At 45.3% G+C, this 20570-nt stretch carries 19 protein-coding genes; 16 read left to right on the top strand and 3 right to left on the bottom strand.

Translation table 11 applies throughout. The features are described 5' to 3' along the window. Positions 1-11 precede the first annotated feature (11 nt). The 15 genes from hisH to J5I83_RS02995 all read left to right on the top strand — a co-directional run bounded on the left by hisH (position 12) and on the right by J5I83_RS02995 (position 16821). Entirely contained in the window at positions 12-662 is a 651-nt protein-coding gene (gene hisH / locus J5I83_RS03065; protein WP_304053202.1) for an imidazole glycerol phosphate synthase subunit HisH, read from the top strand. Positions 663-735: 73 nt separating this feature from the next. Continuing rightward, entirely contained in the window at positions 736-1482 is a 747-nt protein-coding gene (gene hisA / locus J5I83_RS03060; RefSeq protein WP_304053201.1) for a 1-(5-phosphoribosyl)-5-[(5-phosphoribosylamino)methylideneamino]imidazole-4-carboxamide isomerase, read from the top strand. 89 nt (positions 1483-1571) lie between these two features. Further along, positions 1572-2348: an imidazole glycerol phosphate synthase subunit HisF gene (gene hisF / locus J5I83_RS03055; RefSeq protein WP_304053200.1), complete on the top strand. Its 777-nt coding sequence runs from the start codon at positions 1572-1574 to the stop codon at positions 2346-2348. A 44-nt stretch (positions 2349-2392) separates the two neighbouring features. Beyond that, the gene (gene hisI / locus J5I83_RS03050; RefSeq protein WP_304053198.1) at positions 2393-2779 is read left to right on the top strand and encodes a phosphoribosyl-AMP cyclohydrolase; all 387 of its coding nucleotides are present in this window, start codon (positions 2393-2395) and stop codon (positions 2777-2779) included. Beyond that, positions 2779-3108, top strand: a complete 330-nt coding sequence (locus J5I83_RS03045; RefSeq protein WP_304053196.1) for a phosphoribosyl-ATP diphosphatase — start codon at positions 2779-2781, stop codon at positions 3106-3108. The genes hisI and J5I83_RS03045 overlap by 1 nt, the downstream gene beginning before the upstream one ends. Then, on the top strand, positions 3109-3462 hold the full coding sequence (locus J5I83_RS03040; RefSeq protein WP_304053194.1) for a histidine triad nucleotide-binding protein: 354 nt from the start codon (positions 3109-3111) through the stop codon (positions 3460-3462). Positions 3463-3481: 19 nt separating this feature from the next. Next, positions 3482-3715, top strand: a complete 234-nt coding sequence (tatA, locus tag J5I83_RS03035) for a Sec-independent protein translocase subunit TatA (RefSeq protein WP_304053192.1) — start codon at positions 3482-3484, stop codon at positions 3713-3715. Positions 3716-3832: 117 nt separating this feature from the next. Beyond that, positions 3833-4237, top strand: a complete 405-nt coding sequence (gene tatB / locus J5I83_RS03030; RefSeq protein WP_304053190.1) for a Sec-independent protein translocase protein TatB — start codon at positions 3833-3835, stop codon at positions 4235-4237. Positions 4238-4578: 341 nt separating this feature from the next. Next, positions 4579-5361 (top strand): twin-arginine translocase subunit TatC, encoded by a 783-nt coding sequence (gene tatC / locus J5I83_RS03025; protein ID WP_304053188.1) that lies wholly within the window; start codon positions 4579-4581, stop codon positions 5359-5361. 273 nt (positions 5362-5634) lie between these two features. Next, positions 5635-8955, top strand: a complete 3321-nt coding sequence (locus J5I83_RS03020) for a mechanosensitive ion channel domain-containing protein (RefSeq protein ID WP_304053186.1) — start codon at positions 5635-5637, stop codon at positions 8953-8955. A gap of 315 nt (positions 8956-9270) precedes the next feature. Further along, complete coding sequence (locus tag J5I83_RS03015; protein WP_304053184.1) at positions 9271-11826, top strand: PAS domain S-box protein; 2556 nt, start codon at positions 9271-9273, stop codon at positions 11824-11826. Next, the gene (locus J5I83_RS03010; protein ID WP_304053182.1) at positions 11823-12269 is read left to right on the top strand and encodes a response regulator; all 447 of its coding nucleotides are present in this window, start codon (positions 11823-11825) and stop codon (positions 12267-12269) included. The genes J5I83_RS03015 and J5I83_RS03010 overlap by 4 nt, the downstream gene beginning before the upstream one ends. A 15-nt stretch (positions 12270-12284) precedes the next feature. Continuing rightward, positions 12285-14780 carry an EAL domain-containing protein gene (locus J5I83_RS03005; RefSeq protein ID WP_304053180.1) on the top strand — a complete coding sequence of 832 codons (2496 nt, stop codon included), beginning with the start codon at positions 12285-12287 and terminating at the stop codon, positions 14778-14780. A gap of 263 nt (positions 14781-15043) precedes the next feature. Then, positions 15044-15199 carry a hypothetical protein gene (locus J5I83_RS03000; protein ID WP_304053178.1) on the top strand — a complete coding sequence of 52 codons (156 nt, stop codon included), beginning with the start codon at positions 15044-15046 and terminating at the stop codon, positions 15197-15199. Between the two features lie 257 nt (positions 15200-15456). Next, a complete protein-coding gene (locus J5I83_RS02995) occupies positions 15457-16821 on the top strand; it encodes an NAD-dependent succinate-semialdehyde dehydrogenase (protein ID WP_304053176.1) in 1365 nt (454 codons plus the stop codon). 110 nt (positions 16822-16931) lie between these two features. Here the strand turns inward: J5I83_RS02995 and J5I83_RS02990 are convergent, their stop codons facing one another. The 3 genes from J5I83_RS02990 to J5I83_RS02980 form a co-directional block, all read right to left on the bottom strand. Further along, the gene (locus tag J5I83_RS02990) at positions 16932-17324 is read right to left on the bottom strand and encodes a hypothetical protein (RefSeq protein ID WP_304053174.1); all 393 of its coding nucleotides are present in this window, start codon (positions 17322-17324) and stop codon (positions 16932-16934) included. 171 nt (positions 17325-17495) lie between these two features. Beyond that, positions 17496-18266 (bottom strand): DUF2063 domain-containing protein, encoded by a 771-nt coding sequence (locus J5I83_RS02985; RefSeq protein ID WP_304053172.1) that lies wholly within the window; start codon positions 18264-18266, stop codon positions 17496-17498. After that, entirely contained in the window at positions 18247-19110 is an 864-nt protein-coding gene (locus tag J5I83_RS02980; protein WP_304053171.1) for a DUF692 domain-containing protein, read from the bottom strand. The genes J5I83_RS02985 and J5I83_RS02980 overlap by 20 nt, the downstream gene beginning before the upstream one ends. Before the next feature lie 264 nt (positions 19111-19374). On the opposite strand from J5I83_RS02980, the gene J5I83_RS02975 reads away from it, so the two are divergent. Continuing rightward, positions 19375-20115, top strand: a complete 741-nt coding sequence (locus tag J5I83_RS02975) for a hypothetical protein (protein ID WP_304053170.1) — start codon at positions 19375-19377, stop codon at positions 20113-20115. Positions 20116-20570 lie beyond the last annotated feature (455 nt).

Here is a 20570-nt window from a genome sequence, read left to right as displayed (position 1 = left end):
TCAAACTAAGTATGACTGATATCGCCATAGTCGATTACGGAATGGGTAATTTACGTTCGGTATCTAAAGCCCTTGAACATGTTGCGCCTACTGCTTCCATTGTTGTAACCAGTGATCCAGCCGTGGTAGAAAAAGCATCACGTGTTGTCGTTCCTGGCCAGGGTGCGATGCCCAATTGCATTCATGAGCTGACGGTTCGCGGATTAAAAGAGGTTGTGCTGGAAGCCGCTAAGAATAAGCCTTTTCTTGGCATTTGCCTCGGTCTGCAAATGCTGTTTGAAGAAAGTGAAGAAGGAAATATGAAGGGTTTAGGCATTTTGCCTGGCAAAGTACGTCATTTTCTGCGTGAAGCGATGATAGATGCCGATGGCAATAAACTTAAAGTTCCTCACATGGGCTGGAATCAGGTGTATCAAACAAGCCGGCATCCCTTGTGGAATGATATTGCCAATGATGCCCGTTTTTATTTCGTTCACAGTTATTATGTGGAAACAGTTACTCCGGAAATAACGGCTGCTTATACGCTTTATCCTACGTCGTTTACTTGTGCAATCGCTAAGGATAATATCTTTGCTGTCCAGTTCCATCCGGAGAAAAGTCATCTGGCCGGTTTGACGTTATTAAGTAATTTTGCCAAATGGGAGCCATCTTCTAGTCATTAGTACAATCCAATTTATTATCTATAGTTTTTCTCAAACTAATCCTCTTATTCTCAATTATTTATCCTGACAATATATGCTGATTATTCCTGCAATTGACCTCAAAGATGGACAGTGCGTACGTCTTAAACAAGGAGTCATGGATGACGCAACTGTATTTTCTGAAAACCCTGGTGCTGTAGCCCAGCATTGGTTGGAACAAGGCGCGCGCCGGCTACACTTAGTCGATCTAAACGGCGCATTTGCTGGTAAACCGAAAAATGAATCAGCTATTCGCGCCATTGTTAAAGCGATTAATGGCAGCATTCCGATTCAGCTTGGCGGTGGTATTCGAGATCTGGAAACTATTGAGCGTTATCTGGATAACGGCATTACCTATGTCATTATCGGAACAGCTGCGGTAAAAATTCCCGGATTTCTGCATGATGCGTGTTATGCCTTCCCCGGTCAGATTATGGTGGGACTTGACGCCAAAAATGGTAAGGTGGCAGTGGATGGCTGGTCTAAAGTTACTGGGCATGATGTGGTAGATTTAGCGAAAAAGTTTGAAGATTATGGAGTTGAAGCAATTATTTATACTGACATCGGCCGTGACGGTATGCTCACGGGTATCAATGTTGATGCAACCATAACCTTGGCGCGGGAGCTGACTGTACCAGTCGTTGCTAGCGGCGGAATTACTAATTTGGATGATATTAAAACACTCTGTGAAATTGAGTCAGAAGGCATCATGGGCGCGATAACTGGCCGGGCTATCTATGAGGGCACGCTGGATTTTAAAGAAGCGCAACAATTGGCTGACAAGCTGAGTGAAATGGTCTGACAAGATAATTGATGTCTTGAATGAAATTCAAGTCTGTTCACATGTTTTTTCCCTATTCTTTTGCCATCATGTAAGGGTTTCTTGGATTCATGGGTCTTGCCAAACGTATTATTCCGTGTCTTGATGTCAATAATGGACGTGTTGTTAAAGGTGTTAATTTTGTCTCTCTTCGAGATGCGGGTGATCCTGTAGAAATAGCCCGTCGTTACGATGAACAGGGTGCTGATGAGCTTGTTTTTCTTGATATTACTGCTAGTTCTGATAATCGCGATTTGATTCTGCATATTGTTGAAGAAGTGGCGGCGCAGGTATTCATTCCGTTGACTGTGGGTGGTGGCGTACGCAGGGTCGAAGATGTTCGCCGGTTGTTGAATGCAGGGGCTGATAAAGTGAGCGTTAACACTTCTGCTGTGCTCAATCCGCAACTGATAGAAGAGGCGGCTAGTCATTATGGTTCACAGTGCATCGTTGTCGCCATAGACGCTAAACAAATCAGGAATGAGCAGCACAATGACTCCCGCTGGGAAGTGTTTACGCACGGTGGGCGCAAGGCAACAGGCCTCGATGCCATCGAGTGGGCCAAAAAAATGCAGGCGTTAGGTGCGGGTGAAATTTTACTGACCAGCATGGATAGGGACGGCACACGCCACGGCTTTGATTTGGCGCTGACACGTGCCATTTCTGACGCAATAGACTTACCAGTAATTGCCAGTGGTGGCGTAGGCAACCTGGATCACTTGGTTGATGGTATTTTGCAGGGGCATGCTGATGCAGTATTAGCGGCCAGCATTTTTCACTATGGCCAGCATACCATCCAGGAAGCCAAGCAATATCTGGCAAAGTATGGAATTGAAGTGCGGTTGTAATACTCAAATAATATTTCAGTGCTATGTTAGCAAGATAAGCGTTTATGTCGGATACTTGGCTAAATAAAATAAATTGGGCGACAGATGGGCTCGTACCCGTGATTGCGCAGGATGAAAAAAGCGGTAATGTACTGATGGTTGCGTGGATGAATCGGGAAGCCATCAAGTTGACCGTTGAGACCGGGGAGGCTGTTTATTGGTCGCGTTCCCGTAAAAAAATTTGGCGCAAAGGGGAAGAATCGGGTCATGTGCAGAAAGTAAAAGCAATTTATCTGGATTGTGACGAGGATGTGATATTACTTACAGTGGAGCAATTGGGGGGTATTGCTTGTCATACTGGCAGACAGAGTTGTTTTTTTAATAAACTGGAAGGAGATCAATGGGTCATCGTCACACCTGTTATCAAGGATCCAGCGGAGATCTATAAGTAATGACTGATTCATTCATTCTTCGGCGTGTGGCAGAAACAATCGAGGCGCGTAAAAGTGCTGATCCTTCCACTTCTTACGTAGCAAAACTGCTCAGGGGCGGTCAGGACAAAATACTCAAAAAAATTGCCGAAGAAGCAGCGGAAACCATCATGGCTTCAAAGGATGGAGATACCGCACATGTTGTTTATGAAGTCGCGGATTTATGGTTTCATAGTTTGGTATTGCTTGCGCATCATGGATTAAAACCGGAAGATATACTGCATGAACTGGAACGGCGAGAAGGCGTTTCCGGTATTGAAGAGAAACTATCGCGTAAAACAGGGCAATAAATGGAAAATTGTATTTTTTGCAAAATTGTACGAGGAGATGTTCCTGCCAGCAAAGTGTATGAAGATCAGGATTTTGTTGCCTTTCACGATATTCATCCAGCGGCACCTGTTCATTTTCTGCTGATACCCAAGCAACATATTGCTTCATTGTATGAGGTAACTGAAACAGATCAATCACTCTTGGGGAAAATGCTATGGCTGACCCCTCAGGTAGCAAAGCAGCAGGGATGTGAGAACGGGTTTCGTACCATTATCAATACTGGACGTGTAGGCGGACAAGAAGTGTTTCATCTTCATATTCATATCATTGGAGGAAAAGATCGTTTACCCACTATGATTCACCATGGGCAATAATTTTTTGAAGGAGTAAGCAATGGGGACGTTTAGCATTTGGCATTGGCTGATTGTGCTGGCGATTGTCGTCCTGGTTTTTGGCACGAAAAAGCTGCGGAATTTGGGCGGTGATCTTGGTAATGCAATCAGGGGATTTAAGGAAGGCATGAAAGGTGGCGAAGAGGATAATACTACTCCCTCTTCTCAGTCCCAGCAGATTACCAGCCATGCTGTTGAAGTTGGAACCAAAGAGAAAAATGAGACCAAGCTTTGAGATGACTGCCTTGCCATAAGGTGGTTGAAATCGATGCACAATCAGTGAAGCATGACAATTTTGCAATTTCTTTGTGATGATTCCATCGGAAAAGAAATTTCTGTGGAAGGATGAGACGTGTTTGATATCAGTTTTGCAGAAATGATCATCATTTTTATAGTGGCATTGATAGTGATCGGGCCTGAGCGGCTTCCGCGTGTGGCACGGACGATGGGGCATTTACTGGGACGGGCACGGCGGTATGTTGATAATGTCAAGAGCGATATCCAGCATGAAATTGAACTCGATGAATTGAAGCGTTTAAAAAATTCTGTACAGGAAACAACGCATTCTATTGAGCAATCATTGAAGCAAGAATTTGATCAAATCCAGACTACTACTGACATGAATACAGTAGAAAAAACAAAAAATCCTGTGCTTGCTGAACTCAGACAAATTAACACTTCGGTAGGAAATAAACTTCCTGATCAGAGAGTTACAACGCAACAACAGGTTCCAGAATCAGATAAAAGCGTATCCTAAAAGGACACTGTACTTTTGATTGATTATTTCAGTATGGCAGGCTTCCTGATTACGTAACCGCTAGCGCTAATAATACCTATCTACGTGGTTTGATTCATCATGATCGTATTAACCCAGATTCTTTAGTTGATTGCTCTTTCTAATGTTAGCATTATGAATAAATATTATGGTCTTTGCTATAAATTTCACGCTTGTCTTTTGGATATTCTCATTTCTCTGCGGATTACACGGTTTTGTAATCATATGGCTGCGCTGTAACTTTCCGGAATGGAATAATCATTCCGTTTTGCCCTGCATGCGCAAAGTCGCATATTCCCTTCCATCCGACTCAGGATTCTAGAATGGACGAAGAGAGCACCTTTGTTTCACATCTGGTGGAATTGCGTGCCAGGATGATTCGGATATTTTCTGTGCTGGCGCTTGGTTTTCTGCCATGTGCTTATTTTGCGCGCGATCTCTATACTCTTCTGGCGCAGCCTTTGCTGGAGAAATTGCCTTTAGGCGGCCAAATGATTGCCACAGCAGTTGCCACCCCTTTTTTTATACCCATGCAAGTAGCCCTAATGACAGCGTTTGTGCTGACCTTACCGCATACGCTTTATCAGATTTGGGCTTTTGTGGCGCCGGGGTTGTATTCCCATGAAAAGCGCCTGTTTTTACCCCTCGTAGTTGCCAGCAGTGTGTTGTTTTTCGTAGGGATGGCATTCGCTTATTTTGCTGCATTGCCTTTGGTGTTTGAGTTTATTATTTATTTTGCACCTGAAGGAGTGGCGGTCATGACTGATATCGGTGAATACCTTGGTTTTGTCCTGGCCATGTTCTTGACTTTTGGCATTACTTTTGAAGTTCCAGTATTCGTTGTCGTGCTGGTGCGAACAGGGGTCATTTCACTCGCGAAAATGAAAGAAGTTCGTCAGTATGTGCTGGTAGGTGCTTTTGTGATAGGTGCGATTTTCACACCTCCTGATGTGATTTCACAGTTTTTGCTGGCAGTACCGCTCTATTTGCTCTATGAATTGGGTATATTTTTCGCTGGTTTATCAGGTAAGCCTAGTGATCCAGTTGCGGATCAACAGTTTGTAAGCAGTGCAAATGAGCCGACGGTAAAAGAGAAGAATGATTAGAAACTGCTTAATTTGGTGCATCCTATCCAGTTTGATTTTCTGGGAAGCATTAAGAAAGTGAGTAGAGGCTGTACTCTAAATATACGAAGCTCAGAATCACAGATATATCATTCAGTCAGACGAAAATTAATTCTAAGTCAACCAGATTTCCGGGTAGATACAAGTTCGTTGCAATTGTTGTAAGTTGTCCTTAAATTTCTGATAGAAATCTTGGGATAATCGGCTAAGCACAACTTTGTAAATTCATAGTTGTTTTTTGAAACGTGAATATTCATGATTAAACTCCTCTTAAGCATCTTTTTTTCATTTTGGATCGTAACGGGTGCTGAGTATGTCCAGGCAGATGAACTCGCTCATCAGTTGAAAACAATCCAGAGCAAGCTTGATACATTGAGTAACGGTGAAGAAACACCACAAAAAAAGAAGCTGAAAGAGATTTATCTCAATACGCAGCAGGTATTGCTGGATCATCAGGAGTATCTCAATAAAACCCAGCTTTATTCGCAGCAACTGGAAAAATATCCGCAACAATTAGAAACGCTCAGAAAGCAGAAGGGCAAAACTAAGCCTGCGACAGCTGAAATTACAGAACTGGCAGACCTGCCCTTGGGCGAAATGGAGCAGAGACACGTCACTGCTCAAGCCAAATTATCAGAGTTGCAAAATCAGCAGCAGAAACTGGCTTCCGAGATTGCTAATTTGCGGCAGCGCACCATTGTGATTCGAGAGGAGTTAGTCGCAGCACGCAACGCGCGTAAGACATTAACAGAAAAAATACCACCATCGTCGGATACTTCCGATGAAAAAATTGCCGATGCGCTCAAAATGCTCCAGGATTACCAGAGCCGGGCGTTGACAGACAAGATTCGTATGCTGGAGCTGGAAACATTAATACTGCCTAATGCTATTGAGATTGCAACCTTACAGGATGAGCTGATCCTGAAGCCGGAGACCCAAGCGTTACTTGAAAAAGTGGAGTGGTTAGCCAGGCATATCAATCTGAAAAGAAAAGCCGAGACAGAAGAGTTGGTTGAGAAGTCAGGACAGTTGCTGGACGAGAGTAAATGGCGGCATCCAGCATTGCTTATGATGGTGCAGAATAATGAACAGCTTGCCACTAGACTGAGTGATTATGCTGATCATACTGCTAAGCTGATCGTGCAAAAAACACAACTTGAAAACCGGCTTAGCCTGATTACTAAAAACTACGCCACACTTCAGCAGCGGCTCGAGTTCCATGCGGAAGATGATGCGTTGGGAACCGAGATCAGAAAACAGTTCAAGCAAATTTTATCCAAGCCTGATATCGCGCAGACGCAAAAATTATTGAGTAGCGCAAAACTCGAGCTGTTCCAGCTTGAGCAAGAAAAGCTGGATATGATGCATGATAAGGCCTATTTCAAAAGAATGACCGAAGGTCATGTTATCGATGGTAAAGACCCTGTCTACCGGGATATAACGAACGCGTTCCAGGAGCTTAAAAATTCCCGCCTGCATGTCATCAATCAATTCTTAGGTGTTCTATATTCCTACATCAAGGAATTAGAGTTATATGCCTCAACCCAGCATCAGCTTATTGAAAAAATCAGTGAATATGAGCTTCTGCTCAAAGAGAATTTGTTGGTCACGCGCAGTGCAAAACCAATCAGTTTAGATATGGGTGATAGTCTCGCTGCTGCTAGCAATTGGTTCGTTTCCAGTAAGACGCAGGCAGCTCTGGTAAAAGTAATAGACAGAGTATGGTTGCAAGTTCTAGCCATTTTAATGGCTTTTCTGCTGGTTGGATTGATTTCCAGGCAGATTTACTGGCCGCGCTATTTACAATGGGAAGAAGCAGGAAAGGAGGCATGGGGGAAAGTCAAGCAAGATAAGGCACGCTATCCTGTCGGCATGCTAGTGTTTGCTATCGTACAATCTTTGCTGATGTCCTTGCCATTTCTGCTGATTTATCAAATTCTACAGCACGATATCAAGACAGAAATGAGCCATGCACTTGCGCTCGCTTTTTATGTAACTGCCATCACCATATTTTTCTGGAGTTTTCTGCTTCATCTTTGCCGTCCAGACGGACTGCTCGTCAATCAGTTCCGGTTTCATGCCGATATGGTCAATAAATTGCGTTTGGATATTAAACGTTACGCACCATTTGTATTGATATTAAGCATCATCATTGGCTTCACAGATGCATTCACAGATGACATCGTACGTAACGGTGTAGGGAGATTTGCTTTTATCCTGCTGTGCATAGTGCTGGCAATATTTGCTTTAGGCTGGATGGCGATAACAAATTCTGGTAAGTCGCTTTATCAAGGAAAAAGTTTTACTTTGCTGCAAAATCCCAAGCTGTGGATGGCACTTCTTTTTGTGCAGCAATTGTACTTAATCTTCATGGCAGCCAGAGGCTACTACTTTGCTGCCTTATATCAGTGTATTCTAATTTTTCAATCGGTCATTTTGATTATCCTGTGCAGTCTGACTTTTTTTCTGGGCTACCGCAGTTTGTTAATAACCCAGCGCAGAATCGCTTTTAAAAGAGCGATTGCAAAGCGGGAAGAAATGCTTGCCCAGCGTGCAGCCACTGGAAAAAGTGACAGTGAGTTTGTGGATGATAGCTATATCGATGTCAAATCAATCAGCAAGCAATCTGCCACCTTATTAAAGATCAGCGTGTGGGGACTGCTGCTAGCGGGATTAAGTATCATTTGGCTGGAGATGCTGCCTGCTCTGGGATTTCTGGAAGATATCGTTGTCTGGCGGACCTCGATGGTGAAAGAGGGCGAAGAGATCGTGCGCCTGATTACGCTAAAGACATTGCTGGTAGCGTTGATTATTTTGACTCTGGTTATTGTAGCAGCTCATAATTTGCCTGGTACTTTGGAGCTTCTGGTTTTGCAGCATTTATCCTTAAATGCAGGTACCGGTTACGCGATTATCACTCTTCTCCGATATGCCATTATTATTATTGGCGTGATGGTTACTTTCCAGATGCTTGGGATGGAATGGTCAAATATCCAATGGCTCGTGGCAGCACTTAGTGTCGGATTGGGCTTTGGCCTGCAGGAAATTGTGGCTAATTTCGTATCAGGGTTGATTCTTCTGTTTGAACGTCCCATCAGAATTGGTGATCTGGTCACATTGAACAATGTAACCGGTACAGTCAACAAGATTAATATTCGTGCCACTACCTTGATTGATCCAGATCACAAAGAAGTGGTCGTGCCTAATAAAACATTTATTACCCAGCAGTTGATCAACTGGGCGTTAAGCGATCAGGTTACACGTGTCCTGATACCAGTGGGCATTGCTTATGGCTCGGATTGTGATAAGGCCAGAGCGTTGTTACTGGAGATTGCCGGAAATCATCCTGCGGTCCTGCAGGACCCAGAACCTACTGCCTTATTTCTGGGGTTTGGTGCAAGCACATTAAATTTTGAATTAAGAGTTTATGTAGGTCAGCTTTCCGATCGAATGAATCTTGCTCACGATTTGAATATGGAGATTAACCGTCGGTTTGCTGAAGAAAAAATTAACATTGCATTCCCGCAGCTGGATATTCATCTTTATCGAGCAAATAGCAAGGGAAAGTCTGAATAAGTGTGTGCAGAGATATGGGAAGAAAAGGGTTGCTGGTGTCGAACTTCAGATATGTTATGCTGTCACAATTTGACGTAGCTGTTACTCATACTGAGAGTCTGCTGATAACACAGCGAGTTGAGTAATCAGGCTGCTATTCCTGATTTTCTGTTTTTAGCCTTCATTCATATTGATGAGAAGTATCAACTTGTATTCACCCGCTATTTCTTGATGCTGAACGATCCAGGAGTATTGAACAGTTGCACGCGATGGATATTCTTTTGCGATAAGCCATGATAAGTTCATCTGGATATCGAACTGATAAAAGGGATATTAATGAAATTATATAGATGGGGCTATCAGTTTATACGGTATTTCCTGTTTCTATGCATTCCATTGGTTTTATTGCTTGCTGCCATGCTGTGGTTTGTTTTTCATACACAAGAAGATGCTGCCATGGAGATCATACAGGCGAACGAGCGATTGTCAATCCAGCTTAGCGAACGCACCATCGAAGCTAAATTGGATGTGTTGCGCAACGATGCACTTTATCTGGCAGAGCTGTCGTCGTTGCAGCAATGGCTTGATGGCGGGAGTTCTGCAACACAGGCACATCTTACTGCAGATTTTCTAGCTTTCGCGCAGCACCGTCAATTCTATGATCAGATTCGTTTTCTGGATGAACGCGGCCAAGAGGTAATGCGTGTCGACTTCAATGCAGGTCAGCCGGCAGTCATACCGATGGAGCAATTACAAAACAGATCGAAACGTTACTACGTGCAGAATACGCTAGCGCTGAATAAAAAGACTGTCCTCATCTCGCCATTCGATCTCACTGTCGAGCATGGTGTCATCAAGCAACCCATCAAACCCACGATCCGCCTCAGTGCGCCGGTATTTGACAGCAAGAAGCAGAAACGTGGTCTCATTGTACTTAACTACCAGGGACAGAGGTTACTCGATCGTCTACGCGAAATTTCTAGACAAAGCCTGGGTCATCTCTGGTTGCTTAATGCGCAGGGATATTGGTTACTCGGATCACGTCCGGAGATGGAATGGGGTTTCATGTATCCGGAGCGGCAAACAATGCGGTTTGATCACGAATTCGGCGAAGAAGTGTGGTTGTCCATTCTGGGTGGCCCTGAGATTGGTCAATGGATGCACGAAAAGGGACTGTTTACCTATGCCAAGGTTAAACCGGCAGAATTGTACAATAGCTTAGGCAGTGAACACTGGATTCTGGTTTCTCAGATATCCTCATCGATTTTAGCTGCGAGTACTGCTGAGAATAGCCGTAACCTGATCATCGCCTTTATGGTACTCACTTTATTGCTTATGCTGTTGAGCGGGGTAATCGCCCATTATGCCGTACGCCGCCAGCAGGCTGAGAACAGGGTGCGCGCCAGAGAAGCTCAGTTTCGTGGGTTGCTGGAGTCGGCGCCAGATGCTATTGTCATTGCTGATCAGCATGGCTGTATTACTCGGGTCAATGCACAGACTGAAAAGTGGTTTGGTTATAGCCGTAATGAATTATTGGGTAGGCCAATAGAGCAGCTTTTACCAGAACGGTTTCACGAAACACATCCATTTGCCCGGCAGCAAGATATCGCGGGACCATTCACCTATCCCGTGAAAGTAGGCGCGGAGCTATATGGGCAACACAAGGATGGTAGCGAATTTCCGATAGAAATCAGCTTAAGTCCACTCCAAACGGAGCAGGGACCGTTGATCACCAGCATTATCCGCAATATTTCTGCACGCAAGCAAGCTGAAGAAGCGAAGCGGCGCGTGGAGATACGTTATCGTGATTTGATCAATAACTTGCCTATAGGTGTTTTTCGTAACAAACCAGACACTTATGGCAGGTTTCTTGAAATAAACCAGGCTATGGTCGATATTTTTGAGGCGGATTCGGTGGAACAGCTTCTTTCTTATCGCTTGAGTGAGTCCTATTGCGATGCAGCTGACCGCAAAGCTTATATTGACAAAGTGACAAGCCAGGGTTCTGCGAAGAATGTCGAAATACGGTTTAGAACCTTGAAAGGACGGGAGTTTTACGCTTCGGTAACTTCCGTGATGAGAAGAGACCCGTGCGGTGAAATCTATCTTGATGGCATCTTGGAAGATATCACCGCACGCAAAGAGAACGAGTATCGGATTCAGTTATTGAATGAAAATATCCAGGCACGCTCCAAGGAGCTGGAAACCGTTAACCGCGAACTGGAGGCATTTAGTTACTCTGTTTCCCACGATTTACGTGCACCATTGCGGGCCCTGGATGGTTTCAGCCGCACATTGCTCGATGATTATGCTGATCGCTTAGATGAAAGAGGGCATGACCGGTTGTACCGGATACGGGCGGCTGCTCAGCGTATGGCAGAGCTCATCGATGATTTGCTTAAATTATCGCGCGTTACCCGCACAGAGCTCAAGTGGGAGACTGTTGATCTGACGCAGCTGGCAGAAGAAATCATAAGCATGCTGCAGCAGATAGAGCCTGAGCGTCATGTCAAGTGCTTGATACAGTCTGGCTTGACGACGCGTGGTGATACGCAATTATTGCGTATCATGATGGATAATCTGCTGAGTAACGCCTGGAAATTTACTGGGCAATGCCGGGAAGCGCTGATTGAAGTAGGGTGTACTGTAAAGGAAGACAAAATTATTTATTTCGTTCGAGACAATGGCGCCGGCTTCGATATGGCCTACGCTGATAAATTATTTGGTGCATTCCAGCGTTTGCATGATGCGAATGAGTATCCGGGGACCGGTATCGGGCTCGCCACTGTGCAGCGAGTGATCCATAAGCATGGTGGATGTATTTGGGCTGAAAGCGCCATCAATCAGGGGGCAACTTTTTATTTCATATTGGATGGGAAGGAGAGAGTATGAGCAACAAAGTAATAATGCTAGTCGAAGATAACCCGGATGATGCATTATTAATGCTAGATGCGTTAAAAGCTAACCAGATTGGCAACAAGGTGGTGATAGCGCGCAATGGCGTTGAGGCACTCGATTATTTGTTCGGGCGGGGGGATTATGCTGAGCGGAAAATTGCCGATCTGCCGATACTGATGTTGCTGGATCTTAAACTCCCCAAGATAGATGGATTGGAAGTGTTACGCCATATTCGTGCTGCCGAGCATGTCCGTTTTTTACCGACTGTGATCCTGACCTCATCCAATGAAGATGAGGATCGCATCAAAGCTTATTCCTTGGGTACCAATAGCTATGTCCGTAAACCGGTGGATTTCGATACTTTTATTAAAGTGGCCGGGCAGCTTGGTCTCTACTGGTTGAGAGTGAATGAACCGCCATTTGGTCGCCAGAAATAAGTAGAGGGGCGCATCATGCCAGATACACTGAATACACTGAAACAGATGTCCTCCTTGTTGCGCTTCTTGTTTATTGAGGATGCGGAGAATGATGTCCTGCTGCTGGTAGATTACTTTCAGTCAGAAGGGCTCAAGTTTGATTGGCAGCGGGTCGATACGGAACGAGGAGTGATCCTGCAATTACAGAAGCCGTGGGATATCATCTTTTCGGATTATTCCATGCCTGGGTTTAGTGGTGCTCGTGCGCTGGAAATTGTCCGCCAGCATGATCCTGATATTCCATTTATTTTCATTTCTGGCGCAATCGGTGAAGATGTCGCAGTCGAAGCGATGAAACGCGGGGCACAAGATTATGTTATGAAGGGAAACCTCAATCGCTTATTACCTGCGGTAGCGCGTGAACTGCAAGATGCCCGGCAGCGTCGCAAGCATCGTCAAGCTAATGAGTTAGTACGCAAGCTGTCACTGGTTGTAGCCCAGACTACAGACAGCGTTTTTATCACTGATCCCAAAGGGCAGATTGAATATGTCAATCCAGCTTTTGAGAAATTAACGGGTTATAGCGCGGAAGAGGCCAAGGGAAAAACGCCTGCCATTCTTCATTCTGGTTTGCATGATAGCAATTTTTACTGGCAGCTCTGGCAAACCATCGTTTGTGGAGATATATACAAAGGCACCTTCATTAACCGGCACAAGAATGGTGAGCTATTTTACGAGGAAGAGGTCATCGCGCCTTTAAGGGATGAGCAAGGGAATATTACTCATTTTGTCTCGACCGGTAGAGATATCACTGCGCGCATCAAGGCTGAAGAGGAGCGTACCCGATTAATAGCAATACTGAATGCGACACCAGATCTGGTCGCTATTTTTGAACCGGAAGGGCGTTTATTCTATTTGAACCAGTCAGGGCGTTACTTACTTAAATTGGGTAGTGAAGAAGATGTCAGCCAGTATTGCATGCAGGATCTATTTTTTAAGGACACTGCCCGGCAATCATTTTCTGAAATTCTGACAGCAGTGCAACAGTACGGCATCTGGAGCGGAGAAACCGTTTTACGGACCGCCAGAAATAAGGAGCTGCCAGTTTCCCAAGTAGTACTTGCCCATAGGGAAAGGGAAAATTGTATTGAGTATTTATCAATGATTGCGCGCGATATCTCGGAACGGAAGCGCTTCGAAGCCGAGTTGCAGCACCAAGCTACGCATGATCGCCTGACCAATTTGCCAAACCGTTCTTTATTAGTCGAGTGCTTTGCTTCAGCCATAAAATATGCACAACGGCACAACAGTCATGTCGGCGTGTTATTTATCGATCTTGATAATTTCAAGCGGATCAATGATAACCTTGGTCATGCGGCGGGTGATAGTTTGCTGGAACAGATCGCCCATCGCCTGCAAAGCTGCATGCGCACCAATGATACGGTTGCGCGTCATGGTGGTGACGAATTTGCTATCGTGCTCAGTGAACTACACAATCCGGAAAATATACTGGATGTACTCAATAAAATATACGCTGCTTTCAAACACCCGGTGATCATTCATGGTCATGAAATCCATGTCATGTTTAGTATTGGTATTGCTGTTTATCCACATGATGGTGACCGGATAGAGGATTTGTTGCGGCATGCTGACATTGCCATGTATCGGGCCAAGTCGACGGGGTCTAATCAATACTGTTTTTATGCAGTCGATATGAATATCCGCGGTCATGAGCTGCTGGCTTTGGAGACCGATCTGCGCCGTGCCCTAGAGCAAAATGAATTTGTGCTGCATTACCAGCCGCAGATAGATCTGCGGAATAATCGGGTTATTGGCGCTGAAGGATTGATACGCTGGCAGCACTCAGCACGCGGACTGATGCTTCCTGCTGATTTTGTCCCTCTTCTGGAAAAATCAAACATGATCATTCCGGTCGGCGAGTGGGTGCTGCACCAGGTCTGCAGAATGCATCGCAATTGGCGGGGACTGGGATTCAATGATATGCGCATCGCTATCAATATTTCTGCCGCTCAATTCAATGATGTCGATTTTCACGATAAGATCCAGCGCGCCTTACAGGAGGAGCATATGCCCAAGCATGCGCTTGAACTGGAGATTGCCGAAAGTATCTTAATGCGCGATCCCGCTAGCGCAGCTGAAGTGCTGGCGGCAATACATGCTCTGGGTGTCCGGATCGCAATTGATAATTTTGGCACGAGCTATACTTCACTGATCTATCTGAAGCGTTTTTCGCTGGACGCACTGAAGATTGATCGGACATTGATAAGTGGTTTAACCAATAATTCTGATAATGCCGTTATCGTCGAAGCAGCTATCTCCCTTGCCCATAAGCTTGGTCTTGAAGTAACGGCTGAAGGTGTGGAAACTGACAGACAGCTTGAATTTCTGCGCACACACACGTGTGATTTGATGCAAGGCGATTATTTTAGCCAGTCTTTGCCCATGCCTGAATTTATCAAACTATTACATGAAAAAAAAGCAAACAAACCTGAACTAGGATATTGCTTTTAGGCAGCGCCGCACATTGTTCCCTGTTCGAGGAAGCAGTCATAATAAGCTTACAATGCAGGGGAGATCATTTAATTTCGATTGGGCGCTAGACGAACACTGTTTATAGATTTAGTATAAAAATAAGTCTGTAACTTTGGCGGCATAACAGAAGGTTAGCCGAGCAAAACTGTAACTGAGGGAGTTTTTTCCGATGGAGCAGATGATCCAGTCTATGTACTTAGCGAGTGATCCGGTCGGTGTCATCGAGGGAGATTCATAGGCTCGTGGTCGACGTGCTGTGTGAGCGTTTGCCGCCGCTACATCAGGCTTTATTCAGCGCATTTGATCATGAATATTATCCTTTCGATGTCTATCGCCATCTGGACGCACAACGCGTGCGGGGCGATTGCATTACATCCTGCCAGTGGTCTCAAACGTGATTTAACCATATTCGATAGTGGTGGCTCATTATGCGTCCCAGTTACACCAGCTTGTCTAAATCGTATGCTGGACATGTTTGTAAGCGATTGACTCACATGGATAGTGCAATTTGCCCTCTGCCCTCTGGAAATGGATGTGACCAGATTGCGCCAGGAGGAAATCATCAATGAAATTGAAATGATCATGCTCAGTGCAGAAGTGTTGGCTGATAATGATAAATTACACGTGAAATCCATTTTTTAAGGATACTTTCGCTATGTCCATGCTGTCAATCAATCCCGCTAGCGGGCAGATTATACAATCTTTTCCCACGTGGCAAGCCGATACCATTGATACCGTCTTGAATCAGGTAGAAGCGGCCCAGGTTGGTTGGGCTCAACTCAATTTTGAGCAGCGAGCAGGGTATATGCGCAACCTGGCACAGGTTTTCCGCCAGCGTCGGGATGATTATGCCGGACTGATTACCGAAGAGATGGGAAAGTTACTGAAAGAAGCCAGGGCCGAGATCGATAAATGCGCACTGGGTTGTGATCATTTTGCCGGTCATGCAGAAGCTTATTTGGCAGAGGAAGTGATTGCCTCCGATGCCAGCCGCAGTGTGGTTGTTTATCAACCTTTGGGTACCTTACTGTGCATTATGCCGTGGAATTTTCCTTTTTGGCAGCTGATTCGTGCTGCGGCACCTGCCATGATGGCAGGCAATACTGTAGTGCTGAAACATGCTTCTAATGTGCCGTGTTGTGCGCTCGCACTGGAAGAAGCGTTTGCTGCAGCAGGTTTTCCAGAGAATACCTTGCGCACATTGATGATTACAGCAGCCCAGGCTGAAACAGTTATTGCCGATCATCGTATTACTGCGGTGACTTTAACCGGCAGCGCTGCTGCCGGACGCAAAGTGGCAGCCATCGCTGGTCAGCATTTGAAAAAATGCGTGCTCGAACTGGGTGGATCCGACCCTTTCATCGTGCTTGAAGATGCCGATTTGGAATTTACCGTGGGCCAAGCGTTTGCCGCTCGTTTCCAGAACATGGGGCAAAGCTGTATTGCTGCCAAACGTTTCATTCTCGTAGAAACCATCGCCGATGCCTTCGTGCAGCAATTCAAAACATTGGTCAGCCAATTGCGTAGCGGTGATCCCAAAGAGGAAACCACTACTCTTGCGCCCATGGCGCGTCCGGATCTGCGTGACGATCTAAATGCACAAGTCGAACGCAGTCAGGCCCTGGGTGCGGTACTTGTGACTGGTGGCGAGTATATTGGCACACAAGGCGCTTATTACGCACCGACCATTCTGGATCATGTGCGCCCCGGCATGCCGGCCTTTGATGAAGAATTGTTGGGCCCGGTGGCTGCCATCGTGCGGGTGAAAAGTACTGAGGAAGCAATTCATCTAGCCAATCAGTCTCAGTATGGTCTGGGAGCAAGTGTATGGACGCGCGACACAGCGCAAGGTGAAGCCGTCGCCCGGCAAATCCAGGCTGGTTGCACTTTTGTCAATGGTATCGTTAAAAGCGATCCGCGTTTGCCCTTCGGAGGCGTCAAAGCATCGGGCTTCGGACGGGAATTAGGCTACCACGGCATACGCGAGTTCGTGAATATCAAAACAGTGTGGGTTCGATAGTGTGTAGTTAGCCGTATCTTGTCGCAAATTAGTAATTAAGAATGCAAAGCAGGTTTCTAACAAAAACAATAGCTTATGCGGGAAACCTGCTTTTGTTGGGTGATTAGAGATTAATAGCTCTTCTTGTCACCATGCATTTTTATTTTTTCTTCTTTTGATTTACCTATCTCATCTTTGTCAATCATGCCATCTTTATTGGCATCCATTTTCTCGAACATGGCATCGTGGTGCTTGTTCCATTCTTCCTTGGTAATCTTGCCATCCTTGTTGGCATCCGCCATGGCAGCGCCACATCGGCTTTCACCACATTTTCCTTCGCCGCCACATTTACCTTCACCCGTCTTCTTATCACCATGTTGGTGCGCTTCTGCAACCATATAGCCTTTTTCCATCGGTTGCATGCTGAAGGGGTTATCGTTAGCAGAAGCCAGGGGTGCAATGCCGAGGGTTACAGCAAAAGTAGAGCTTACCGCAACAGAAATGATCGATTTTCTTTTAGACATGACGTTTCTCCTAGATTTTTAAAGGGAAATGTTACATTACTATCTTCCGGAAGAACCGGCCCTGTTATTGTAGACTCAAAACCAGCTGCTAATGAGATAAAAACTGAATAATCCATCAATTGTTTTTCTGCATCTTCCTTAATGCCGATCTACAGGGTGATGGATTGCGCATCACAGCGAGTGCTCTTCACGCATAACACCGAGCAGGCCGCCACGCAAGTGCAGATCTTGCATGACCGCTAATCCACCCTCTATCACAACTTCCGGTACGGAGTGGCGACTTTCTTGAGCGATCATTTCGAGTGCAGTTTGACCCGTATAGTTTGTCGTTTCCAACAGATTTAGCAAGCGTGCTGTAAAAGCATTGATTTCAATAAACTGAATCTGATCGTCTTTATTGCGAAACACCAGCAAAAAAGTATCTTGTGGTACGACCCGGCGGCGCGGTGCGATAAGGTGTACGGGCCAGCGATAATACAGATTGGCGAGCACCGGATTTAATACGGGTTGTTGCTTGAGTAAATCGCCTGAGGCATCGATCTGAGTCCAGTCAGGAGTCTTCGTTGAGATGGAAAGGGATAACTCAACCCATTCATAGTGGGCAAGCTCCAGCATGAACACGGGATAATCTTGGCTCACGGTCCATTCCGCCTGCAGAAATTGAATCAATTCATCAGGGATTTGGTAAAAGAAAGGTGAGTGGCAGCGATGTTTGGCAAGGAAAGCACGCATCAGTTGTACCCAACGACGTTTTCCTAGTACCTTCTTTAATACTGGAAAGCAGTTCGCTAGCGCACCTTCGATACTGTTATAAACGAGTTCGTTGTAGACCTTCATGCGTCTTGCTTCAATTCCATGGGGGCGAGCTTGCTCCTTTGGATCACGGATATGTGCAGTGAAGCTGTTTTGGTAGTGCTGAAATTCAGGAACTGGTGTGGGCATGGGTTTGTAGAGCATGACGATGTTGTGTCTGAGCAATGCGCTCAACTTCACTTATCAAATCATTCAGGGGCGGAATATTAAAATCGCGCTCGAGCAACGTTGGGGCGATGCCATGAATTTGGTAGGTCTGATCGAGCAGCGACCACACCGGTTCGACGATGTTTGCGCCATGCGTATCGATAATCAAGTCTTCCGCTTCATTATAGTGGCCAGCCATGTGCATATAGACGATACGCTCAGCCGGCATGGCGCGTATGAACGCGATAGGATCATAGCCATGGTTGACACTATTCACATACACATTATTGACATCGAGATGCAGATCGCAATCCGCTTCTGTTAATACTGCGCGAATGAAATCGCATTCATTCATTTCAGAGATCGGAGCATGAACATAAAAAGAAGCATTTTCCATCGCAATACGCCGCTCGAGTATCTCCTGCACGCGCTGGATACGGGCTGCGGCGTATTTAACTGCCTCTTCGGTAAAGGGGATCGGAAGCAGATCGTATAAATGCCCATCATCGGAGCAATAGGAGAGGTGCTCGGTATAAAGCGCGACTTGGTGTTGGTCGAGGAATTGGCGAATCTTGCGTAACAGGACTTCATCAAGCGGTGAGGGGCCGCCAATGGAAAGCGATAAGCCATGGCAAACGAAGGGAAAGCGTTCTGTGAAAGCACGCAATTCACGTCCTGGTCGTCCCCCTATATCAATCCAGTTCTCTGGCGCGATTTCGAAGAAAGAAATAGCCTCGGGCACATGGCACATTAACGCAGGCATGAGCTCCCGCCGGAGTCCCAAACCTGCGCCCTTGAGTTGTTTTGAGCTCGGGATGTTTTTCATTGATTTAATCTGTATTTACTTGGATAACATCGAACTGATGATAGGAATCTTTTCATGAACACTCTGTAAATTTGTTTTCATACATCCTTAGTGTACTGCAATTTTGCGTAATGGCAGAAGGTCAGCTTATTTTGCAGATCAGGCTAACGATTCAGAATGATGAGCTTAATCGCATGACGATCATTGCTGCATCATGCATAATTCTGGCTGCTATGGAACTAAACGACACGAACTAATATGAGTTAGATAACAAAGGATGACTGAGTGTCAACGCAAGAATTTATAATAAAGCTGATCAAACTTCTGAAGCCTGAGTTCTATAACAAAATCACTTGGGCAGTCGTCATTTCTGGTTTGGTATTAATGGCAACGCCATTCTGGGAAGAAATACTATTGGCCGTTTTGAAGAAAGAGTATGAGCTTGATTTGGCGCCAGGAGGTAATATTCCTTGGGGGTTTGCGCTAGTAGTCATTGGATTGCTCTACCATTTAACTAGCAATTCATTGTTGCAGTTTATCGAATATAAAGATAGAGAGAAGTCGGTAAGTAATAGAGTTAAGCACGATTCAGATATTTTCAAGGCGTCCCAAGAGATACTGGGTGAAAAATTCCTAACAAATTTCTTTGAGTGGCTACTGTCAGATCATTCCTATTGCACTAATGATAGCTCCAAACTCCATGAATACGCTGAATACCATCATTTCCCAGAAAATCATTATATTGATACCGAGCTGCAGGATGCGGCTTTAAAGATGTCAAAAGCTTTAAATCAGCTTCTTCATTGGATGTCTCTTAACTTCTGGGTTTTTCCTGAAAAGCAAACAGGGGAGAATATGAGGTTGTGTATGCACCCTCACTGGAATGTGGATAGGGGTGGTCATGGAGAGCCGGATAACTTCAAGAAATACGATGAAGCCACGGATAAATTATCAAATTTGTCCGAAGAAGTAAAAAGTACTTACAGGGTATACCGTGGTTTAGTTAAAAAGAAGTTGTTTATCTAACAAGACAAATGCACTCGGACACCAAAAAGCGCCACTCGTTTCTCTCTCTGCTTTTTGCTGCCGGTGATTTGCAACGTTGGGCAGAAAAATTAAGTGATCTCACGTTATGTGGATTTATCAGCACGCTCGGCAGGTCGCTTCCTCCGCAATGGAAGCGACACGCGAATACGTTCACGCGGCTTTATCTAGAGAGGAATCAGGCACACAAGTAAAAAAACCGGAAGAAGCCCAAAGTGCTTACAAATAGTTTCAATAAACAAACAGTATTCGAGTGCAGATTGAACCTACATTCTGAGGTTGCAATTACGAATCAAGTCTGTGCCGGAGACGGTAGGTGTCAACGTACTTTTCGCCTGAGTACATCATTTAAGCCACTTTTTTCATCGTAGTTTCTGGTTGCGCATTACCGGGATTAAGCCTGACTGTTGACTCGTGTGACCAATTTCTGGTTTCGC

Source organism: Nitrosomonas communis (genome assembly GCF_024102715.1).
GTDB lineage: Bacteria > Pseudomonadota > Gammaproteobacteria > Burkholderiales > Nitrosomonadaceae > Nitrosomonas > Nitrosomonas communis_B.
The sequence above is the reverse complement of the archived record's forward strand: the minus strand, read 5'-3'. Positions and strand labels throughout refer to the sequence as shown.

Bases quoted from the DNA above. Each gene is read 5' to 3' on its own strand.
- J5I83_RS02980 (WP_304053171.1), bottom strand. From the start codon at position 19,110: ATGAAAAACATCCCGAGCTCAAAACAACTCAAGGGCGCAGGTTTGGGA.
- J5I83_RS02995 (WP_304053176.1), top strand. From the start codon at position 15,457: ATGTCCATGCTGTCAATCAATCCCGCTAGCGGGCAGATTATACAATCT.
- hisH (WP_304053202.1), top strand. From the start codon at position 12: ATGACTGATATCGCCATAGTCGATTACGGAATGGGTAATTTACGTTCG.
- J5I83_RS03005 (WP_304053180.1), top strand. From the start codon at position 12,285: ATGCCAGATACACTGAATACACTGAAACAGATGTCCTCCTTGTTGCGC.
- hisI (WP_304053198.1), top strand. From the start codon at position 2,393: ATGTCGGATACTTGGCTAAATAAAATAAATTGGGCGACAGATGGGCTC.
- hisF (WP_304053200.1), top strand. From the start codon at position 1,572: ATGGGTCTTGCCAAACGTATTATTCCGTGTCTTGATGTCAATAATGGA.
- J5I83_RS02990 (WP_304053174.1), bottom strand. From the start codon at position 17,324: ATGTCTAAAAGAAAATCGATCATTTCTGTTGCGGTAAGCTCTACTTTT.
- tatA (WP_304053192.1), top strand. From the start codon at position 3,482: ATGGGGACGTTTAGCATTTGGCATTGGCTGATTGTGCTGGCGATTGTC.
- hisA (WP_304053201.1), top strand. From the start codon at position 736: ATGCTGATTATTCCTGCAATTGACCTCAAAGATGGACAGTGCGTACGT.
- J5I83_RS03045 (WP_304053196.1), top strand. From the start codon at position 2,779: ATGACTGATTCATTCATTCTTCGGCGTGTGGCAGAAACAATCGAGGCG.
- J5I83_RS03015 (WP_304053184.1), top strand. From the start codon at position 9,271: ATGAAATTATATAGATGGGGCTATCAGTTTATACGGTATTTCCTGTTT.
- tatC (WP_304053188.1), top strand. From the start codon at position 4,579: ATGGACGAAGAGAGCACCTTTGTTTCACATCTGGTGGAATTGCGTGCC.
- J5I83_RS02985 (WP_304053172.1), bottom strand. From the start codon at position 18,266: ATGCCCACACCAGTTCCTGAATTTCAGCACTACCAAAACAGCTTCACT.
- J5I83_RS03010 (WP_304053182.1), top strand. From the start codon at position 11,823: ATGAGCAACAAAGTAATAATGCTAGTCGAAGATAACCCGGATGATGCA.
- J5I83_RS03040 (WP_304053194.1), top strand. From the start codon at position 3,109: ATGGAAAATTGTATTTTTTGCAAAATTGTACGAGGAGATGTTCCTGCC.
- J5I83_RS03020 (WP_304053186.1), top strand. From the start codon at position 5,635: ATGATTAAACTCCTCTTAAGCATCTTTTTTTCATTTTGGATCGTAACG.